The 19,195-nt window shown below is 42.3% G+C and carries 16 protein-coding genes; 3 read left to right on the forward strand and 13 right to left on the reverse strand.

Annotation, left to right across the window (positions count from 1 at the left end; genetic code table 11):
* Positions 1–3: 3 nt before the first annotated feature.
* From gatA to putP, 3 genes are all read right to left on the reverse strand, one after another.
* Complete coding sequence (gene gatA / locus LCL91_RS15820; RefSeq protein WP_224599249.1) at positions 4–1,452, reverse strand: Asp-tRNA(Asn)/Glu-tRNA(Gln) amidotransferase subunit GatA; 1,449 nt, start codon at positions 1,450–1,452, stop codon at positions 4–6.
* 14 nt (positions 1,453–1,466) lie between these two features.
* Positions 1,467–1,757 carry an Asp-tRNA(Asn)/Glu-tRNA(Gln) amidotransferase subunit GatC gene (gatC, locus tag LCL91_RS15825; protein WP_224883732.1) on the reverse strand — a complete coding sequence of 97 codons (291 nt, stop codon included), beginning with the start codon at positions 1,755–1,757 and terminating at the stop codon, positions 1,467–1,469.
* Between the two features lie 236 nt (positions 1,758–1,993).
* A complete protein-coding gene (putP, locus tag LCL91_RS15830) occupies positions 1,994–3,457 on the reverse strand; it encodes a sodium/proline symporter PutP (RefSeq protein ID WP_224883734.1) in 1,464 nt (487 codons plus the stop codon).
* 616 nt (positions 3,458–4,073) lie between these two features.
* Here putP and LCL91_RS15835 point away from each other — a divergent pair.
* Complete coding sequence (locus tag LCL91_RS15835) at positions 4,074–5,051, forward strand: metal ABC transporter solute-binding protein, Zn/Mn family (RefSeq protein WP_224883736.1); 978 nt, start codon at positions 4,074–4,076, stop codon at positions 5,049–5,051.
* 35 nt (positions 5,052–5,086) lie between these two features.
* On the opposite strand, the gene LCL91_RS15840 is transcribed toward LCL91_RS15835, so the two are convergent.
* The 6 genes from LCL91_RS15840 to LCL91_RS15865 all read right to left on the reverse strand — a co-directional run bounded on the left by LCL91_RS15840 (position 5,087) and on the right by LCL91_RS15865 (position 14,247).
* Positions 5,087–6,304, reverse strand: coding sequence for a CamS family sex pheromone protein (locus tag LCL91_RS15840; protein WP_224883737.1), 1,218 nt, complete (start codon positions 6,302–6,304; stop codon positions 5,087–5,089).
* Between the two features lie 13 nt (positions 6,305–6,317).
* Entirely contained in the window at positions 6,318–8,324 is a 2,007-nt protein-coding gene (gene ligA, locus LCL91_RS15845; protein ID WP_425589691.1) for an NAD-dependent DNA ligase LigA, read from the reverse strand.
* 19 nt (positions 8,325–8,343) lie between these two features.
* The gene (gene pcrA / locus LCL91_RS15850) at positions 8,344–10,566 is read right to left on the reverse strand and encodes a DNA helicase PcrA (protein ID WP_224883742.1); all 2,223 of its coding nucleotides are present in this window, start codon (positions 10,564–10,566) and stop codon (positions 8,344–8,346) included.
* Between the two features lie 63 nt (positions 10,567–10,629).
* Entirely contained in the window at positions 10,630–11,319 is a 690-nt protein-coding gene (locus LCL91_RS15855) for a heptaprenylglyceryl phosphate synthase (RefSeq protein WP_224883744.1), read from the reverse strand.
* Positions 11,320–12,055: 736 nt separating this feature from the next.
* Positions 12,056–12,352, reverse strand: a complete 297-nt coding sequence (locus LCL91_RS15860) for a YerC/YecD family TrpR-related protein (protein ID WP_136948324.1) — start codon at positions 12,350–12,352, stop codon at positions 12,056–12,058.
* Positions 12,353–12,507: 155 nt separating this feature from the next.
* On the reverse strand, positions 12,508–14,247 hold the full coding sequence (locus tag LCL91_RS15865; protein ID WP_224883746.1) for an adenine deaminase C-terminal domain-containing protein: 1,740 nt from the start codon (positions 14,245–14,247) through the stop codon (positions 12,508–12,510).
* Between the two features lie 93 nt (positions 14,248–14,340).
* Between LCL91_RS15865 and LCL91_RS15870 the strand changes: the two genes are divergently transcribed.
* A complete protein-coding gene (locus tag LCL91_RS15870; protein ID WP_224883748.1) occupies positions 14,341–14,586 on the forward strand; it encodes a YgaP family membrane protein in 246 nt (81 codons plus the stop codon).
* A gap of 66 nt (positions 14,587–14,652) precedes the next feature.
* Positions 14,653–14,754, forward strand: a complete 102-nt coding sequence (locus LCL91_RS22265) for an EYxxD motif small membrane protein (protein ID WP_337958033.1) — start codon at positions 14,653–14,655, stop codon at positions 14,752–14,754.
* Here the strand turns inward: LCL91_RS22265 and purD are convergent.
* Genes purD through purM form a run of 4 tightly spaced genes read right to left on the reverse strand, consistent with a single transcriptional unit; the run spans position 14,732 to position 19,184 of the window.
* A complete protein-coding gene (gene purD, locus LCL91_RS15875) occupies positions 14,732–16,000 on the reverse strand; it encodes a phosphoribosylamine--glycine ligase (protein WP_224883750.1) in 1,269 nt (422 codons plus the stop codon). The two genes, LCL91_RS22265 and purD, sit on opposite strands and share 23 nt — an antisense overlap.
* Positions 16,001–16,015: 15 nt before the next feature.
* Entirely contained in the window at positions 16,016–17,554 is a 1,539-nt protein-coding gene (gene purH, locus LCL91_RS15880; RefSeq protein ID WP_224883752.1) for a bifunctional phosphoribosylaminoimidazolecarboxamide formyltransferase/IMP cyclohydrolase, read from the reverse strand.
* 14 nt (positions 17,555–17,568) lie between these two features.
* Entirely contained in the window at positions 17,569–18,147 is a 579-nt protein-coding gene (purN, locus tag LCL91_RS15885) for a phosphoribosylglycinamide formyltransferase (RefSeq protein WP_224883753.1), read from the reverse strand.
* Entirely contained in the window at positions 18,144–19,184 is a 1,041-nt protein-coding gene (purM, locus tag LCL91_RS15890; protein WP_224883754.1) for a phosphoribosylformylglycinamidine cyclo-ligase, read from the reverse strand. The genes purN and purM overlap by 4 nt, the downstream gene beginning before the upstream one ends.
* Between the last annotated feature and the right edge of the window lie 11 nt (positions 19,185–19,195).

Here is a 19,195-nt window from a genome sequence, read left to right on the forward strand (position 1 = left end):
CCCTTACAGCTCTGGTTTAGCCTTATGATGATCCGTTGCTTGCTCAAATGCATGAGCAACGCGGTAAACGGTCTTCTCATCAAAGTGCTTTCCGATTATTTGAAGTCCAACAGGTAGGCCATTTGATAAACCACAAGGTACGGAAATCGCAGGAACGCCTGCAAGGTTAACCGGGATTGTGAGAATATCATTCGCATACATCGTTAGCGGGTTATCAATTTTTTCGCCTACTTTAAAGGCTGGTGTCGGCGTTGTCGGTCCGATAATCACATCGTAGTCTTCGAACACTTTTTCAAAGTCGTTTTTGATCAGCGTACGAACTTTTTGTGCTTTCTTATAATAAGCATCGTAATAACCGGAGCTAAGTGCAAACGTTCCTAGCATAATACGTCGCTTCACTTCGTCACCAAAGCCTTCACTTCTTGTTTTCTTATATAGATCAAGAAGGTTCTCCGCTTCAGCACGAACCCCATAACGTACACCGTCAAAACGAGCAAGGTTCGCTGATGCTTCTGAAGAAGAAAGAAGGTAGTAAGTTGCTACGGCATATTTTGAATGCGGAAGTGATACCTCATCCCAAGTCGCACCAAGCTCTTCAAGCTTTTTAAGCGATTGAAGGACGCTGTTCTTCACGTCTTCATCTACACCTTCAGCAAGGTATTCTTTTGGTACAGCAATACGAAGGCCTTTTACATCACCAGTTAGACTTGAAAGGTAATCTGGAACATCAACGTTCGCTGAAGTTGAGTCCATCTTGTCATGGCCAGCAATCGATTGAAGGAGATACGCATTATCTTCTACTGTGTTTGTAATTGGTCCAATTTGATCAAGAGATGAAGCAAACGCAATGAGGCCAAAACGTGATACAAGACCATACGTAGGTTTTAATCCAACGACACCACAAAAGGCAGCTGGTTGACGGATCGAACCACCTGTATCAGACCCTAGAGAGAAGAATACTTCTCCTGCCGCAACTGAGGCAGCTGAACCACCGCTTGATCCCCCTGGTACATAGTCAGTATTCCATGGATTACGCGTGCCAAAATAACCAGAGTTCTCATTCGATGAACCCATTGCGAACTCGTCCATATTCAATTTGCCGACAGTAATGGTTTCAGCTGCATTTAAGCGCTCAACTACCGTTGCATTATGTAATGGTTCGAAGTTACTAAGAAGTTGACTTGATGCAGTAGTGCGAAGACCTTTCGTGACGATATTGTCTTTCACACCGACAGGTAGACCAAAGAGAAGTCCTCTTGCCTCTTCTGTACCAAGTTTTCCATCAAGTGCTTTGGCAGCTTGCATGGCTCCTTCTTCGTTTAACGTCATGAATGCTTTCACTTTTTCGTCGACCGTATGAATGCGATCGAACGATGTTTGAACAAGTTCACTGACGGATAACTCTTTCTTATGAAGCAAGCTGTGAAGCTCACTTATGCTTTTATCAAACAAGGACGTTGCCTCCCTTACTCAAATATTGATGGAACTTTTACTTGACCGTTCGCTTGATCCGGTGCATTCTTCAATGCTTCCTCACGTGTTAGCCATGGCTGTACTTTGTCTTCACGCATTACATTTTTCAAATCAAGAACGTGCGTTGTAGGCTCAACGTTCTCTGTATCTAATTCATTTAGCTGCTCCGCCATCGAGATAATGTCATCAAGCTGAGTTGTGAATTTTTCGACCTCTGCCTCATCCATTTCTAGTCTAGCGAGATTAGCTACGTGCTTAACCTCTTCTTTGGTAATTCTGGACATCACTTTCACCTCCACAAATTTCGAACAACCTGCAATATATAGATGATACCAAAAACAAGCTTCATTAAGCAACAGAACGCTGTCTGTTCCAATTTTAAACAAACGTTTGATTAATCCGAATTAATCAAACGTTTGTTTAACGAATATTTAGATAGTAGCCTCAATCAATCATACCCATTCTTAATTCTATAAAAAAGACTCATCCCCAAATGGGATGAGTCTCTGAGTAAAGCTAATTAGAATTTAGACGTTTTTGCCGCTTCGAATTCAGCTTCAATCTCTTCACCTGGCTCTTTACCAACAAAGCTGAATGCCATTACAGCAATCCATGCCAGGATAAAGCCTGGGATTAATTCATAAAGATCGAACAGTCCACCTGATAGTTGAGCCCATAAGATAACAACTACGGCACCAGTGATAATACCAGCAAGTGCACCATTACGGGTCATGCGTTTCCAGAATAGACTTAAGATAATAACAGGTCCAAATGCGGCACCAAAACCAGCCCACGCATAACTTACAAGATCAAGAACACTGCTATCCGGGTTGTAAGCGAGTAGGATCGCAAGTAGTGCGATACCTAGTACAGCAATACGCCCTACCCAAACAAGCTCAGTTTGGCTTGCATTTTTACGAAGAATGGCTTTATAAAAGTCTTCGGCAACAGCACTTGAAGATACAAGTAGCTGAGAGTCAATGGTACTCATAATCGCTGATAGGATGGCAGCTAATAAGAAGCCGGATACCCATGGATTAAAGAGGACTTGAGTAAATTCGATAAAGACGGTTTCAGAGTTCGGAAGTCCCGCATCAAAATAGGCAATACCGATGAAACCAGTAAAGATGGCACCAAATAGAGAAAGAACCATCCATGTCATACCAACAAGGCGTGCTTTAGGAATTTCTTTTGAAGATTTAACTGCCATAAAACGAGTAACAATGTGAGGTTGTCCAAAGTAACCAAGTCCCCAACCAAGTAGAGAAATGATTCCCATGAAACTCATTCCAGTAAAGATATCTAGATAAGTTGTATCCGTTGCACCAACTTGATTAACCGTTTCATTCCAGCCACCCATTTCATTTAGGGCAACGATTGGAACGATCACGAGTGCAAGGAACATAAGTATTCCCTGGAAGAAATCTGTCCAGCTTACCGCTAGGAAACCGCCGAGGAACGTATAAGAAATAATAACAATTGCACCGATCCACAATGCGGTTTCATAGCTCATTCCGAACGAGCTTTCAAACAGGATTGCGCCCCCAACAAGACCTGAAGACGTATAGAACGTAAAGAATACAAGAATGACAATTGCTGAAATCACGCGAAGTGCTTTCGAACCATCACGGAATCGATTCTCCAAGTAATCTGGAACCGTTATGGAATCATTCGCCACCTCAGTATAGCGACGAAGACGTGAGGCAACAAACTGCCAGTTCAGGTAAGCTCCGATTGCGAGCCCAATCCCAATCCAAATTTGACTCATACCACCAGCGTACATTGCACCAGGTAGTCCTAGTAAGAGCCAGCTACTCATATCTGATGCGCCTGCACTTAGTGCGGCAACAGATCCACCTAATCTTCTTCCTCCAAGTACATAATCGGACAAGTTACTTGTCATTTTGTAAGCAATTAAACCAATTGCAAGCATACCTACAAGGTACACGATAAATGTGACTAACGTTGGCGTTTCAATACCCATCGAGTACTATTCTCTCCTTTCGGTAAAAAAAGTTATTATTGATAATACGACTAATAAAGGCATTGGTATAAGCAACCAGAACCATGTTGCGGTAGTTAAGGTATATTCCACACTTTCACCCCCTCCAATGTCAATATTCACAGCTATGCATTTTTCCTGTGAATTCAAATTATTGATGTAGACCATTAGTCCTTTGCAAACCAATGATTACTATATCACAAAATATTTTTCAGAACAATGCAAATATTATACGATAAACTTTTTAATGTATAAAAATTCACTTAAGAAGTTTGTTTCCTTCTTTTAGCAACTTTTATGTCATAAGTATTCAAGAAAATTTATTTAAATAAGTTGCTGAATATGAAAAGCTTCGACACACTTTAGTAACATTTACCCACCTTTTTGTAATGTTAACCTCCGAATTGAAATATTTTTTATAGATTGCCGCGTTTCTCTTCTTTTCATACCGTTTTAAATGTTCAATTCCTAACTTATTTTTCGTCCTATATTTCGTTCCTCACCAGGAGCGAAATAAATCGAAAAGGTTACTGTTTGCAAAACGTAATGGTTACGATATAATGAGTGGCAGAGAAACTTAGGGAAGGGAAAATCGCTTATGAAAAATCGTTTTTTTACAGTAGCATTCTTACTGTCTTTATCTACGCTTGTCCTGGTCGGTTGTGGTCAAGAGCCAGACACAAATACGGATGGAAAGCTAAGTATCTATACAACACTTTATCCTCTTGAATATTTTGCTGAACGAATAGGTGGAGAACATGTAACCGCTGAATCCATCATTCCTCCTGGCAGTGACGCACATAGTTTCGAGCCAACGACGAAAACAATGACAGAGTTAGCTGAATCCGATTTATTTATCTACAATGGAGCAGGCATGGAAGGATTTGCTGATGCAGCTAAAGATACCTTGAAAAATGAAGACGTCATGACGCTTGAATCCGCTGAAGGAATTCACTTTGATGAAACAAAAGAAGAGCATGAGGAACATGCTGATGAAGAAGGAGAGCATGAGGAACATGCTGATGAAGAGCACGCCGATCACGATCACGGTGATGTGAATCCACACATCTGGATTGATCCAACCCTCGCTATCCAGCAGGCCGAAAATATTAAACGCGCACTTATAGAAATTAATCCTGACAATAAGAAAACATTTGAGTCTAATTATGAAACATTAGAAGAAGAGCTTTTAGCTTTAGATAAAGAATTCCGTGAAATGGCTGACAGGGCACCGAAAAAAGAGTTTCTTATTTCGCACGATGCCTATAGCTACTGGGAAAGTCGCTATGGACTTAAACAATTAAGTGTATCTGGTCTTTCACCATCTCAAGAACCTACCCAAAAACAGTTAGAAGATATTATTGAAACAGCTAGAAGTTACAATTTAAAGTATATGCTTTTTGAACAAAATGCTACACCAAAGCCAGCAAAAGCCGTTCAACAAGAACTTGGTCTTGAAACGCTTCGCATTCATAACCTCTCTGTCTTAACAGAAGAAGATATTGAAAATGATGAAACGTATTTCACTTTAATGGAACAAAACATTCAAACACTAGAAGAGGCTCTATCAGAATAGCAAAAGCCCTCCCGAGACAACGGGAGGGCTTTATTTTATTGATAAATATGAACAAACGGCTCTTCTTCGTTAGGATCCTTCACAATCAAACTTTCTGTTTCTCCGTTGCTTGTGATATAGATCGAGACTGGTAAATCTTGAGGAAATGTATCATTACGCTTTTTAACGAGTCCATTTACAAACTGAGTGAACGAAATCACTTCAGATTTGCTATAGAACTGAATTGGAACCTCAATCTTTAATTGAGAAAGTTCGTCTTGTTTATAGAAGCCGGTTCCAATAACTCCTACAAAGTTCGGAAAGAAATCTTGTATTTCACGTGTGAAGTCATCAAACTTCTCAGCTTCCGCTGGATATTCCTCATCAGCGGCAGATGAAGGAAATGCAATGTACTTTTCATTTAAATCTTTCCATGACTCAGGGCTAGATTTACCTTTCTCTACAATCGTGCTTGCCACGAAGTTACCTGGGACAACCGATTGTCGTGGCTGCTCTAAGAAGAGCGTAAACATGATTGGCACGTCATGCTCGGCTCGAATTTTCTCAACGATTGGTTTAATGGATTCTTTTGCCTTCGCAACCACTTCATCTTTATCTAACTTTACCGAACCGGTATACTTCAAACCATTTTCATCAAGAACCGAGTAAGGATATTCAGAATAAAGCGATAAGGCAATCGAAACTCCGCCTAGCTGCAATTCTTCATCTTTGTTTTGAACATAATAATCCTGTTCATGAATATAAGAGAGGAATTTAGGGTTTTTCTTTTCAGCTTCAATTACTTGCTCGTATTGTGCAGGGTTTTCTTCCACACCGAGCTGCGGATTAAGTCCTTGATTTTCCTTATCATCAGAGTTATCACGATACAGCCACCCATGGATTTGCTCTGTATCAAACAGCTGTCCTTCTTTAAAGAAATACTTATCAGGATCAAATTGTTCTTGTGAAAGTCGAATCAATCCCATTTCAAGTGCATCTACATCAAGACGGTTATCAACCCCAGCCGTAATTAATCCTCTAACTTGTGAAGCATCAAGAGAATTTTTTTCCCCTTCTTTATCTAACACCGAACGATAGTACGTCTCTGAAGTTTTTATATCTTCACTTACAATCATTTCTTCACTTTCTTCGCCTTCTGAATCATTCACCTTTACTGTATCGTCCTGCTCGCCCTTCATAAAACTCGGAACACAACCGGATAATACGAGCGAAAGAGCCATGATACTAACGATGAACGTTTGCTTCTTTGGCATTAATTTCCTCTCCTCATTCGTTTAACTCTTTAACGAACCTGTTCTCACTCCATACGTCAATACCAAGTGACTCTGCCTTCTCGAGCTTCGAGCCAGCATCTTCCCCAGCAATCACAAGGTCTGTGCTTTTACTGACACTTCCTGTTACCTTTGCACCTAGTTCTTCTAACTTCTTTTTCGCTTCCCCACGACTTAACTGTTCAAGTTTACCGGTTAAAACAACTGTTTTCCCTGCAAAAACAGAGTCAATTTCTTCAATTGAAACTGGCTTAGGTCCTTTATAAATCATGTTAACCCCAGCATCTTTTAACTCATCAATAAGCTCATGAACTTCTTCATTTTGGAAGTATCGTACAACAGAATCAGCCATTTTTTGCCCAACTTCATTGATTGATTCAAGATCTTCTATGCTTGCTTGGACAAGGCTATCCATCGAGCCAAATTGCTGTGCAAGAGTTCTTGCCGCTTTAGCCCCTACATGACGGATTCCAAGGCCAAACAATAGCTTCTCTAATGAATTATCTTTTGACACTCGAATTGCTTCAAGTAGATTGGAAACTGATTTTTCTCCCATTCGTTCAAGTTCAATAAGCTGACCATGAGTGAGCTGATAAATATCAGCTACATCGTGAATTAATTCCTCACGAAAGAGCTGCGTAATGACCCGCTCGCCCAAGCCATCAATATTCATCGCATTACGTGAAACAAAATGAATTAATCCTTCACGTAGCTGCGCTGGACATTTGGGGTTTATACACCGAAGCGCAACCTCTTCATCCAGTCGAACAAGATCACTTTCACACTCTGGGCATTTCTCAGGCATCGAAAAGGCCTTCTCATCTCCTGTGCGACGCTCTTCTAGAACAGAAACAACTTCAGGAATAATGTCTCCTGCTTTTTTAATCACAACATAGTCACCGATTTTTATATCCTTCTCACGAATAAGGTCCTCGTTATGAAGAGAAGCTCGTTGTACGGTCGTTCCTGCAACAAGAACGGGTTCTAATACGGCTGTTGGCGTCACGACGCCCGTTCTTCCCACATTCAGTTCAATATCTTGAAGCTTTGTGACGACCTCTTCAGCAGGAAACTTATAGGCAATCGCCCAACGGGGACTCTTCGCTGTAAATCCGAGCTCTTCCTGCTGATTAAGTGCATCTACTTTCACAACGATCCCATCAATTTCATAGGAAAGATCAGGACGTTTCTCTGACCATCCACCTATAAAATCAATCACATCATCAATCGTGTTGCATCGCTTCCATTCTGGATTGGTTTTAAACCCAAGCTCCTTAAGAAAATCTAGGCCATTGGAATGAGAGCTAATTTCTCTCCCATCAACCGTTCCAACACCATAGACAAAAATAGAAAGGTTACGACTAGCAGCAATTTTAGGATCAAGTTGACGTAAAGAACCAGCTGCTGCATTTCGAGGGTTAGCAAAAAGATCCTGCTCATTCTTCTCACGTACTTCATTTAATTTCATGAAGGATGGCTTTGGCATATAGGCTTCTCCACGAACCTCCATGCTCACATTCTCTCGTAAACGTAAAGGGATCGCAGGAATGGTTTTGAGGTTCTGAGTAATGTCTTCGCCTACAGTACCATCTCCTCGTGTTGCACCCCGAACGAGAACGCCCTCTTCATAGATAAGTGAGACCGCGAGACCGTCTATTTTTAGTTCACATACATATGAAAAGTTTTCGCCAATTCGATCGCGTACACGTCGGTCGAAATCCTTCAGGTCATCTTCTCCAAAAGCATTCCCAAGGCTTAGCATCGGCACTTTGTGTTCGACTTTTTGGAAGCCTTCTAGCGGAGGACCTCCGACCCGTTGTGTTGGAGAATCATCTGTTTTAAGCTCTGGGTTCTCTTCTTCTAAATTCAATAGTTCGTTCATCATCCGATCATATTCGGCATCCGGGACGCTCGGCTGATCAAGAACATGGTACTCGTAGTTGTATTGATTTAAGAGCTGACGAAGCTCTTCGATGCGCTTATGCTTTTCTTCCATCGTCAAACCTCACCTTCTAAAATGACTATTGCTTTTCAATTGGCGCAAATTTTGCTAACAAGCGCTTGATTCCAACTGGATTTGGGAATGCAATATCAAGCTCAGTCGAATCTCCATCACCTTTCACGCTAACAACCGTTCCAACTCCCCACTTACGGTGGCTCGCTTTGTCTCCTACCTTCCAGTCCAGTGAATCTCCGCCTGTGGAAGTTAGCTGAGGGCGTCTCGGAGTTTTAGGAGTAGCAGGTCTTGAAGAAGGTCGAGAACTTGTCCCTCCAAAAGGTGTTGCAGGTTTTTCATGTCCTTGCTTTTCAAGTAATTCTTCTGGAATTTCACCAATGAAGCGAGAGACAGGGTTGGCATTCGTTTTCCCGTAAAGCGTTCGAAGACGAGAATTTGTTAAAAACAATTCTTCCTCTGCCCTTGTAATACCTACGTAAGCAAGTCGGCGTTCTTCTTCCATTTCTTCTTCCTCAAATAGGGAACGACTATGCGGAAACACGCCTTCTTCCATCCCGATAAGGAAAACGACCGGGAACTCCAAGCCTTTCGCTGAGTGAAGAGTCATGAGCGTAACAGCTTCCTTTTGCTCGTTTTCATCCTCATCCAACTTATCAATATCTGCAACCAAGGCGAGGTCCGTTAGAAAAGCGATCAAACTCTTGTCTTCACTTGCTTTCTCAAACTCCTGCGTTACAGAAAGAAATTCATCAATATTTTCAAGTCGGGTTTGTGATTCAATCGTGTTCTCGTTTCGTAGCGCATCTCGATAGCCCGATTTATCAATCACTTCTTCAACAAGTTCAGATACCGCTAAATATTCCTGCATTTGCGACCAGTTGGCCATTTGATTACCAAACGTTTTAAGAGACTTGGTAAAACGGGCACTTAACCCAATCTGTTCCACCTCTTGAAGGGCTGTAAAGATAGAAATATCTTGATTAGCGGCATATTGCGCTACCTTGTCCATAGTCGATGCTCCGACACCGCGTTTTGGGACATTGACGATTCTAAGTAAGCTAATGTCGTCATCCGGGTTTGCAATAAGACGCAGATAAGCAAGAACGTCTTTAATTTCTTTACGATCGTAGAACTTTGTACCTCCGACAATGTTGTAATGAATGTTCGACTTATTTAAAATTTCCTCAATCACTCGAGACTGTGCATTCGTCCGATAAAGAATCGCAATTTGTGCATTCGTTCGCTTTCCGCTATTCACCATATCAAGAATTTTCCCTGTTACAAAGCGACTCTCATCATGTTCATCATTGGCTTGATAATACGTAATGTGCGGACCATCCTCATTATCAGTCCATAATTTTTTAGGTTTTCGATTCATATTGTTTTCAATCACAACATTCGCCGCTTGGAGAATTTTCTTTGTCGAGCGATAGTTTTGCTCAAGGAAAATGGCACGTGCACTTGGATAGTCTTTTTCAAATGAAAGGATATTTTGAATATCCGCCCCGCGCCAGCGATAGATCGACTGATCAGAATCACCTACTACGCAAAGGTTTTGATATTTCTCAGCCATTAATTTAACTAGGACATATTGTGCTTTGTTCGTATCCTGATACTCATCCACGTGAATGTATTGGAATTTTCGCTGATAAAATTCAAGGACTTCTGGCACCTTTTTAAAGAGTGTAATGGTTCTCATAATCAAATCATCAAAATCGAGCGCCTGGTTTTTACGTAGCTGCTTTTGATATTGTTCATATGCATCCGCTACAACACTTTCGTACGGTCCTTTTGCGTTTGCTTTGTAATCTTCCGGCGTTTCTAATTCATTCTTAGCAGAGCTAATACTTCCTAAAATCCCTCGCGGCTCAAATTTCTTAGGATCGACGTTTTGTTCCTTCAATATTTTCTTAATTACCGTCAGCTGGTCACCAGAATCGAGAATCGTAAAGTTCCGATTAATGCCAATGCGATCGCCGTCTCTTCTTAAAATACGGACACACATGGAATGGAATGTTGAAATCCAAATGTCTTCGGCAACCGGGCCTGTAATGGAATTCACTCGTTCTCTCATTTCTCGTGCCGCTTTATTTGTAAAGGTAATCGCAAGGATGTTCCATGGAGAGACCTGTTTCTCAACAAGAAGGTACGCGATTCGATGCGTGAGCACTCTCGTTTTTCCACTTCCTGCTCCAGCCATAATTAAAAGCGGTCCATCCGTGTGCTTGACCGCTTCCTGTTGTTCGGGGTTTAATCCATTTAATAACTTATCAACTATTCGTTGCATGTTTTCGCACTCCTCACAAACGTATGTTCTTATATCTTATTTTACCTGATCGATAGGAGAGAATCAATTTTCTTTCACAGCAGCAACTGTTTTAATCGCTTGTTTAATATTACCGTAAATAATATTCCCAACAATCACAGTATCTGCAGAAGCAGCCATTTCTTTTGCTTTCTCCGGCGAGTCAATTCCTCCGCCGTAGAAAAGTTTCGTCTCATCAAGAACCTGGCTTACCTTCTGAACAAGTTCTTTATCTCCATAGGTTCCACTGTATTCCACATAAAAAATCGGCAGTTTGAACATCTTTTCTGCCATTCGGGCATAAGCAAGTACATCTTCTTCATCAAGATTAGTATGAGCAGAAGTTAACTGAGCAACCTTAGAATCTTGATTGAGAATACAATACCCTTCCATAATGATTTCATCCCAATTCATAATCTCACCAAACTCTTTTACAGCTTCATGATGCAAACCCGTTACCCAACGGCTGTCTTCCGTATTCAACACGGTTGGAATAAAATAAAAATCAAACCCTGGGGTCACTGCTTCCACAGTCGATACCTCAAGAGCACATGGTACCGCGTAACGGCGAATTCTAGCAAGTAAATCTAACGTCCGATCAAGCGTCACACCATCACTACCACCAACAATCACCGCATCCGTCCCAGACTCACAAATCGCCTCAAGATCATAATCTTCAATCTCCTTGTTCGGATCCAGCTTAAACACATGCTTCCACTCTTGAAAATCAAACATCCTAACCCTTCCTCCCACTTTTCCTCATAAATTGGATTATATCAAAGAATACATGAAAAGCGGAAGTGGGCCCGTTTAAATCTGCAGGATGTTGGAGCCCATGAGACTGAGACGCTTTTTGTCTCATTCGATTGGGCGAAACAGCCGGAAGATTTGGCCCACTGCAGCTGGATCACCTAAAAGCGGAAGCGTCCGTTTAGCCTCGACAAGCGCTGGAACCCTATCAAAAGAACACGGTCTTTGTGTTCATTTGATGGGGTGAAGCGATCGAGAGGCTGGACGCTGTAGCTGGATACATGAAAAGCGGAAGCCTCCGTTTAGACCCGGCAGGCACTGGAGCCCTCCAAATTGAACACGGTCTTTGTGTTCGAGTTGGAGGGTGAAGTGACCGAGGGTCTGGAGGCTGCAGCTAGATCATGAAAAGCGGAAGTGGGCGTTTAGGTCCGACAAGCGCTGGAGGCATTTCATTTAAACACGCCCTTTGTGTTCGGATGAAATGGTGAAGCGATCAAGGACCTGCCCACTGCAGCTAGATCATGAAAAGCGGAAGCCTCCGTTTAGACCCGCGCCATATTCCCGCGAATTTCTTAATAATTCCGCGATAATCTGATTTTTTCCGCGAAATCGAACCTTTTTTCCGCGATTCCTCAAATATTTCCGCGAAATCGCTAAACTGCATCATATACGGTAACACTTCAACCAAAACAAAAATGAGCCGGAATCCGGCTCATTTCATCTACTCCTTATTATGGACGCGATCAAGCGTCATTTGGTAGCCGTCGTTTCCATAATTTAAACTACGCTTTACTCTGGAAATCGTCGCTGTACTTGCGCCTGTTTCCGTTTCAATTTTATGATACGTAAACCCTTCACGAAGCATTCTTGCTACTTCCAATCGCTGAGCAAGAGATTGTATTTCGTTCACAGTTGCTAAATCATCAAAGAATAAATAACACTCTTCTAGATCTTTTAATGAAAGAATCGCTTCAAACAATTGGTCCAGTGTTTTACCTCGAAGTTTATCAATTTGCATGTTACATCCACTCTCCTTACTTCATTCTGTATCGGTCTATGTTTTCTATTCTGCACTCATCATGATGCGCTATTATTCCACTTTGCGTTCATTTTAACAATTGAACGTGAGAAATTCACGTGCTTTACTTCGTTAAGGATTTACTTGGTTATAGTTTAACGCATTATCGAAGGAAAAAGTACCATTTTTCTCTTTACGTCATAAATTCCTTGCTGCGTCAATCGAATAAAAGGTAAATGCGTCGAAGAGAAAAAGAGCAAGCTATAAACCGGATCTTTGTATAAATAGCCTCTATCCTCAAGTTCTTGGATCATTTGTTTTTCCTTTGTAATCAATTCTTCAAGCGGAAGATCGGACATTTTCCCCATCAGAGGCAATTGGATTTCGGAAATAACTTCTCCGTCTTCAACAAGTGAGATACCTCCACCAATTTCATTAATTCGATTAAAAGCCGTCATCATATCTGCTTTATTTTTACCGATAAGAATAAAATCACCCGTGTTCGAAAAACTGCTGGCAAAACCTTTCACTCGATTCGCGAAGCCTTTAATGATCGTATTTACCCGCCATTTTCCTTCGCGACTAAGGAGCATGATAAAGCTTTCATCTGATTCTGCCGGAAGCTCGTCTACGGACGTTTCAACAGATAAGTTATACGGCTTTGTAATCACCGCATTCATCATTTCTATTCCTGCTGGACCTGAAAACGTTAAGTCATTAGGCTGTATTTTCCAGGTATTGTTAAGTGGCGTAAGCCCATGCTTTTCCCACTCAAAAGACCAGTCCTGGTCCATTTCTTCTCCATCACACTTTAACCATTTCCCACCCGCAAGTACAGCAACAGGAAGGGGCTTTTCTTTTGATTCAAGAATATTAATATGAGCGACTCTACCCGGTGCTATCATACCATGTGTATCGCTTATTCCGTAGTGGTTTGCCACATTATATGACACCATTGAATACGCATCTTCTGCGGATACTCCTTTCTCAAGCGCCATTTCGATTAATTTGTCTGTCGTGCCCTTTTCTAAGAAGGAAGGCGTTGAACCATCTGTATTCATCATCACTCGATCAAAGGAAGTGACCCCTTTTTTAAGTAAGGATTCAAGAATGACTGGAAGGTCTGGCCTGATCGAAGAATAACGAAGTGATGTCATCATACCCATCTCTAAGCGGCGTAAGGCCTCTTCACCCGTCATCGCTTCATGATCACATGAAACACCTAGCAGTCCCATCTTTGTTAATGTGGCAAGAGAGGCACCGGGCAAATGACCTTCAACAGGTTTACCGAGTCTTCGCGTCTCTTGCATCCATTCTAGAATTTCATCATCTCCACTAAGTACATCAGGCCATGCGGTCAGTTCCCCGCCTTGAATGACTAATGGGTGGGCAAGCCATTCCTTCATCAATTTATTCGTAATCATATCTTCATCTAACAGCTTTGTTTGCGAATCATAACGCGCCCACCAATACATGGAAACAGGAAACTGATCAAGCTCTTCAATCAATGTAAGCGCTTTCTCTTTTGGCAAACCCAGAAGTAAAAGAAGGTTATCATTCATCATTGTCGTCGTTCCCCGCTGAGATGCATATCGCGCAAGAGTAAGGGGATTATATAGTTGAAATGGGTGTGCGTGTGGTTCAATGTAACCTGGCACAAGACATCGGCCTTCGCAATCAATCCATTCAGTCGTTGGATGCTTTTCAGGTAGATGATCGCCAACGTAAACAATCCGATCTTCATATACCCATATATTAGATGTCACCCATTTTTTTATTCCGTGGTTTAAATACGTTGCATTGTAGAAAACGATCGATGGAGGCAGTTCTCCAGACACAACTTGAACGTGTTGTCGTAATTGCTGCTTCGTCCATAAATTTTTTCTTTTCGCCATAACCATCACCCGCTTCAAGAAGTTTTCTTTATTTTAACATAATTTCGACACGTTGCTACTTTAGATTTGTGAATGAAGAAAGGAGATTTTCAAATGAAGCCAAATATTAGTATGTTAAATGCCTTTATTCGCTTAACAGCCGGTTTCACTCTGCTTGCCTATTCAACCGCCAAGCTTTCTAAAGAGGAGTCAAACTCAGCCTGGCTTCTCGCTGCTGTCGGTGCCATGAAGGTAGCAGAAGGCCATACGCGTTATTGCCCTGTCGTTGATCTTATGACGCATGATGAAACACGCGACCCAGATGAAACAGCACTTGAAAGAGTGATCAACCCTTCTTAATCTTCAAAAAAAAACTTCCCTATATTTAGGGAAGTTTTCTCTACCTTATCAAAAGGAGGTTTAGTTATGCTCGAGTATATAACAGATACCTGGTTAATTTACACGATGATCATCGGAAGTATTGTAGCGGTTGCGTTTGCCTACATTAGGAAGAAACGTGTGAAATAGCACGATGTCCAATGTCAGTTCGATAAAAACCGTCCGTAACATGAACATACTCAAGTTCGTTGTAAACAGATTCACTAGCCGCTTTCAAATCAACACCTGATGAAGCGACAAGAAGTACGCGACCACCGTCTGTTAGAAGGTGCTCTCCACTTTGTTTCGTTCCAGCGTGGAACACAAGTGCCTCAGAACCAACATGGTCTAGCCCTGTAATGATCTTACCTTTTTCATAACTACCTGGATAGCCACCTGAAGCAACAACGACACCGACAACGGCTTGTTTACTCCATTCAAGCGTAGGTTCTTCTCCATTGAGAAGATCTAGAATTGCTTGAACGAAATCTGATGTCATTCTTGGTAAAACGACTTGTGTTTCCGGATCGCCAAATCTTGCATTGAATTCAATTACTCTTGGACCATCCGCCGTTAACATAAGACCCGCATAGAGAATACCTGTGAAGGAGCGACCATCCGTCTTCATTCCTTTGGCAGCCGGCTTCAAAATTGTCTCTACCGCATGATCAACAATATCTTGAGAGATTTGGGGCACTGGGGAATAAGCTCCCATCCCACCAGTATTCGGCCCTTGATCACCATTGAAAGCCCGTTTGTGATCTTGCGATATAACGAGTGGGTATACCCGTTCTCCTTCGACAAGAGCCATTAAAGAGAATTCCTCTCCTTCAAGAAATTCCTCCACAACAACACGCTCACTGGCGGCACCAAACTGATTGTTCTCCATCATATCATGAAGACTTTCCAGCGCTTCTGTCAGTGACATTGCCACGACTACACCTTTACCCGCAGCAAGCCCATCTGCTTTTAAGACGATCGGAGCGCCGACTTTTTCAACATAGGCTTTCGCTTCTGCATAGTCAGTAAAGGACTTAGAGAATGCGGTAGGAATACTGTTGGCAACCATTAGTTCTTTGGCGAACGTTTTACTTCCTTCAATTAAAGCTGCTTCCTTCTTTGGACCAAAGACGCGAAGGCCAGCCTCTTCAAAACGATTCACAATTCCAGCAAGTAGAGGTTGTTCAGGACCAACAAGTGTTAAATCAATGTTTTCCTTTTTCGCGAAGGCAACTAGCCCCTCATGATCACTCTCATCAATTGCTACAAGCTGGCTTACGTCCGTCATTCCTGCGTTACCCGGAGCGACGTAGACTTGATCGACAAGGCTGCTTTCTGCCGCTTTCCAGGCCATTACATGCTCGCGACCACCGCGGCCAATTACCAATACCTTCACTCGAAAAACCTCCTCTTAATGTTTGAAATGACGAATGCCAGTAAAGACCATTGTAATGCCGTATTCATTCGCTTTCTTAATCGAATCCTCATCTCGGATCGATCCGCCAGGTTGGATGATCGCTGTCACACCAGCTCGTCCTGCTGCTTCAACCGTATCATCCATCGGGAAGAAAGCGTCTGAGCCCATGACCGATCCTTTGCTCTTCTCGCCTGCTTGTTCAATCGCAATATTTGCCGCACCGACACGGTTCATCTGTCCAGCACCAATTCCGATTGTTTGATCATTCTTTGTAAGAACAATTGCGTTTGACTTCACGTGCTTTACAACTTTCCAAGCCAGCTTTAATGCTTCCCATTCTTCTTCAGTTGGTTCGCGATTCGTCGGTACGGAAATATCCGCTTCATCAAATCCATAACGATCACGCTCTTGAAGTAAAAGTCCACCATTTACGGAAGTAAGCTGATGCTCTACAGCTGGTGAAGCGGCTACGTCGAGCTTTAATAGACGCAAATTCTTTTTCTCTGTTAATACAGTGAGAGCTTCTTCCGTGAAGGAAGGTGCCATAATAATTTCTAGGAAAATTTCTTTTAGTTTCAGCGCTGTTGCTTCGTCCACTTCACGATTAATCGCAACAATTCCACCAAAAATAGATGTTGAATCCGCTTCATACGCTTTTTGATACGCTTCGACAATCGTCTCCCCCGTACCTACGCCACACGGGTTCATATGTTTAACAGCGACAACAGCAGGCTGATTAAATTCCTTCACAATATTTAGCGCTGCATTTGCATCATTAATGTTATTGTAAGAAAGCTCTTTCCCATTTAACTGCTCAGCTGAAGCAAGTGATGCTCCTTTGTACAATGGTTTTTTGTAGAAAACAGCTTTTTGATGAGGATTTTCACCATAGCGAAGCGTTTGTTTACGCTCAAAGGTTACCGTTAGCGATTCGGGCTCTTCTTCACCGGATTGAGCCGTTAAATATTCAGAGATCACAGCATCGTAGGAAGCCGTATGACGGAATACTTTTGCTGCAAGTTCACGACGAAGAATTTCTGTTGTGTCGCCATTTTCTTCAACTTGACGTAAAACGCGGTTGTAGTCAGAAGGATCGACAACTACAGTAACATCCCGATGGTTTTTAGCAGCGGAACGAAGCATTGTAGGTCCACCAATATCAATGTTTTCAATTGCTTCTTCATACGTCACGTCTGGTTTTGCGATTGTTTCCTGAAAAGGATACAAATTCACAACGACAAGATCAATCGGTTTAATGTTTAGCTCGTTCAACTGTTCTTGGTGAGCTTCATTGTCACGCATAGCAAGAAGACCACTATGTACGTTTGGATGGAGTGTTTTTACTCGGCCATCAAGAATTTCTGGGAAACCAGTGACGTCTGAAATGCCAATCACCTTAACACCGGCTTCTTCAAGGGCACGCTTTGTTCCACCTGTTGAGATCACCTCTACTCCTTTGTCCGCAAGTCCTCTTGCAAATGCTGTAATATCTGTTTTATCAGAAACGCTAATGAGTGCGCGTTTAATCGTCATGTGAACTCCTCCTACTATCTCTTGTTTTTTTCTTGAAGAAGGGAACGAATGACAGCTGGATACAAAAGGTGTTCAACGGCCTGAATTTTATTTGCCAGGTCCTCTTTCGTATCTCCCTCATCAATTCGAACGCTGTCTTGATCAATAATTTTCCCTGTATCCATTCCCTCGTCCACGAAGTGAACGGTAACACCTGTGATTTTAACACCAGCTTCAAATGCTTGGCCAATCGCGTCTTTTCCTGGAAAAGACGGAAGGAGAGAGGGATGAATATTGATGATCCTTCCTCCAAAACCTTGAAGGAGTGTTGGACCAATTAACCTCATATAACCTGCAAGAACGATCCACTCCACCCCTGCATCGTTCAATTGTTGAAGAATAAAGTTTTCAAAATCAGCTTTTGAGTCATATGATTTAGGATAAAAGGAAAGGACAGGAATGCCAAAGCGTTCTGCCCTTTTTTCAACTTTTGCTCCAGGACGGTCGCATACAACAAGAACAACTTCAGCCTCTAATTGTCCTCTTTCAATGGCTGCGGCAATCGCTTCGAAGTTCGAGCCGCTTCCAGATGCGAATACGGCTAGCTTCTTCACGACAGATCACCGCCTCCAAATTCAATTCCTGCTCCTTTGACTACACGACCAATCATATAAGCTCGTTCGCCATCCTGTTCAAGAGCTTTAATGACATTAACAGCCTCATCTTCCGGCACAGCAAGTACCATACCTACGCCCATATTAAATGTTGTAAACATTTCCTTACGAGAAAGATTGCCTTTCTTTTCGATCAAATCAAAGATTGGCGGAATTGGCCATGAACCATAATCAACTTGGGCTGCCAGTCCTTCAGGAAGCATACGCGGAATGTTCTCTTCAAAGCCACCGCCTGTAATATGAGCGATTCCATTTACAGTGTGGGACTTAAGAACATTTAAAACCGGTTTAACATAAATACGCGTCGGGGCAAGTAACGCCTCGCCAAGCGTTGACTCAAGCTCATCATATGAGATTGCAAGATCCATCTTATGATCTTTTAACAACACTTTACGTACAAGGGAAAAACCGTTGCTGTGAATACCGTTTGAAGCAAGACCGATGAGGATATTTCCTTCTTTCACATTCTCTGGCGTGATCAGCTTCGACTTTTCAACAGCTCCAACAGTAAACCCAGCAAGATCATAGTCGTTTTCTTGATACATATCAGGCATTTCCGCTGTTTCTCCACCAATTAAAGCACAGCCTGCCTGTGAACAGCCTTCTGCCACACCCTTTACAATTTTCTCAACTCGCTCTGGTGCGAGCTTTCCTGTTGCAATGTAATCAAGAAAATAGAGGGGTTCTGCTCCCTGTGCAACAACATCATTGACGCACATGGCCACGCAATCAATGCCAATCGTATCATGCTGATTGAGTTGGATCGCAAGCATGAGCTTTGTACCAACACCGTCGGTTCCTGAAACGAGAACTGGTTTCTCGTAGTTTAGTTCAGACAGATCGAACATGCCGCCAAAGCCACCAAGTCCGCCCATGACACCTTTGCGCATCGTTTTCTTTACGTGAGGCTTTATACGATCCACCGCTTCATAACCTGCTTCTATGTTAACGCCTGCCTGCCTGTATGCTTGTGCCATAATGGCCTCCT

Origin of the sequence: Guptibacillus hwajinpoensis, from assembly GCF_020171785.1 — a bacterium.
In the GTDB taxonomy this organism is placed as follows: Bacteria; Bacillota; Bacilli; order Bacillales; family Guptibacillaceae; genus Guptibacillus; species Guptibacillus sedimenti.